2 protein-coding genes are annotated in these 2,373 nt (G+C 73.5%); both read right to left on the bottom strand.

Features of this window, described 5'->3' with window-relative positions:
• Window positions 1–1,715: GGDEF domain-containing protein (locus AC1D01_RS30545; protein ID WP_477873122.1), on the bottom strand; the 1,715-nt coding region annotated here is incomplete at its 3' end.
• Window positions 1,712–2,373 (bottom strand): GGDEF domain-containing protein (locus tag AC1D01_RS30540; protein WP_477873120.1); only part of this gene is annotated, 662 nt, incomplete at its 5' end. The genes AC1D01_RS30545 and AC1D01_RS30540, both read right to left, overlap by 4 nt.

The raw sequence follows: 2,373 nt of genomic DNA, 5'->3' as shown, positions 1-2,373 counted from the left end.
GCGCTGACCTCGGGCGCGAGGATCAGGAACTCCTCGCCGCCCCAGCGCACCACCAGGTCGCGCTCGCGCACGCAGCCGGCCAGCCGCCGCCCCACCTCGACCAGCACGGCGTCGCCCACCGAATGCCCATGGCCGTCGTTCACGTGCTTGAAATGATCGATGTCGACCAGCAGCAGCGCGCCTTCGATGCCCTGGGTGCCGTTGCGCGCCATCGCGGCCTGGAACTGGCGGCGGTTGGCCAGGCCGGTCAGCGGGTCGCGCTCGCTCTGCAGCCGCAGGTTGGCATGACTCGCCTGCAGCCGGCGGTTGATCTCGCGCACCCGCAGGTACAGCAGCGCGGCGACCCCCACCGACAGCGCCAGCACCGCCGCCATCAGCGCCCACACCCGCTGCTGCAGCTCCTGGTTCGCGAGCGCCGCGGTCTTCAGCGCGTTGTCGCGGCTCACCAGCTCGATCTCGCGCTGCTTGCTCTCGGTGTCGTAGCGCTGCTGCACGTCCTTCAGCGCCGCGGCACGGTTGGCCTTCATCACCTCGGCACTCAGCTTGCGCTCGCGGTGGAACAGCTCCAGCGCGCCGCGCGCATCGCCAGCCGCCGCCAGCGCCTCGCCGAACTCGCGCAACGACTGCGCCTCGCTGCCCGGCGCGCCGTTGCGCTGCCACAGCTCGACCAGCCGGGCGAGGTCGAGCCGGCCTTCGTTGAGGCGGCCGAGGCCGATCTTCGCGAGCCCGGCGTTGTTGATCAGCACCCGCTCGGCACGCAGGTCGCCGTGGCGGCGCACCACCGGCAGCGCGGCCTCGGCCGCACGCAGCGCATCGGCGGGGCGCTCCTGGCGCGCATACAGGTCGCTGAGGTTGGCGTTGACCAGCGACTCCAGCCGCGGCGAATCGGCCCGCGCGGCGATCGGCAGCGCCTCTTCGGCCAGCCGCAGCGACTGTTCATGCTCGCCGCGCAGGTCGGCCAGGCGGGCCTCGTGCAGCCGCAGCCGCACATCGACCTCCGGATCGTCGAGCGATGCCGCCACGCGTTGCGCCTGCTGCAGCGTGCGCACCGCGCCGGGCATGTCGCCCTGGCGCGCGATGTCGAGCGCGAGCAGCCCCAGCACCAGCGCCTGGCGGTAGCCGTCGTGCTGGGCCTCGGCCAGCTGCGCGGCGGTGCGCAGGTGGCGCGCGCCCTCGGCCCACAGCGCGCGGCTCTGCGCATGGCGCTCCAGCACCTGCAGCGCGCGCCATGCAGCGCGGTAGTCACAGCCCGGCGCGGTGGCCGCCGGCGCACCGTCGGGCCCCGGGCAGCCCTGCTGCAACGACGGCACCGCCGCCTGCGCCAGCGCGGCCGCCACGTCGAGCTGGCCGTTGTTCTCGGCGACCAGCGCACGGACCAGGTTGGCGCGCGCGGTGCTGTCGGCCTCGTCCGCCTCGGTGCCGGCCATGCTGGTGCGGATCTCCTCGGCCAGCATGCCGGCTTCGCCGATGCGGCCGTTCTGCGCCAGCACGATCGCGCGGGCGAGCTGCAGGCGGCGGATCGTCTGCACCGGCCGCGGCGAGATCTCCTCCTGTTCGTGCTGCAGCTGCAGCAGCGCCTTCAGCGCCGGCTCCGGGCGGTCGTAGCCCTGGCGCACCAGGCGGTCCGACTGCTCGATCACGCCGGCCGCAGTCGCGCCGGCAGCGAACAACAGCCACGCGACACCCGCGCACCGGAGTCCGTGCCACAGCGTCATGCGTGGCCCTCGAGCACCGGCCCGCGCAGCAGCGTCAGCGTGACCTGCCCGTCGCGCCAGGCGGATTCCAGCGATGCGGTGATCGCCTGCAGCCCCTGCACCGTCTGCGCATGCAGCAGCCCGACCCCGTAGGCCCGGTTGCGGCCGTGCGCCTTCGCCAGGTAGAGCGCGGTGTCGACCAGGTTGATCGCCGGCTCCCACGCGACCGCCAGGCCGGTCGGCTCGATCGGGAAGCTCGCGAAGCCGATCGAGCCGGTCACCGCGATCTCGCGGCCCTGCCAGCGCACCGGCACCTGCCCGACCGCATCGAGCAGCCGCTGCGCCAGCGCATCCACCTGCTCCCGCGACAGCGACTGCACGACCACCAGGAACTCCTCGCCGCCCCAGCGCACGACCAGGTCGGGCTCGCGCAGCGCATCGGCCAGGCGCTGCGCCATCGCGACCAGCACCGCGTCGCCGGCCGCGTGGCCGTGCTCGTCGTTGATGCGCTTGAAGTGATCGATGTCGAGCAGGAACACCGTGCCGGCCAGCTGGCCGTCGACCGACATCTGCTTCATGGCCGCCTGGAAGTAGCGCCGGTTCGCGAGGCCGGTGAGCGGGTCGCGCTCGCTCTGCACCTTCAGCTGCGCATTGCTGTGCGCGAGCGCCTGGTTGGTGC

It is taken from the genome of Rhizobacter sp. P3_B12, from assembly GCF_056402895.1.
This window is presented reverse-complemented; position numbering and strand designations above follow the sequence as displayed.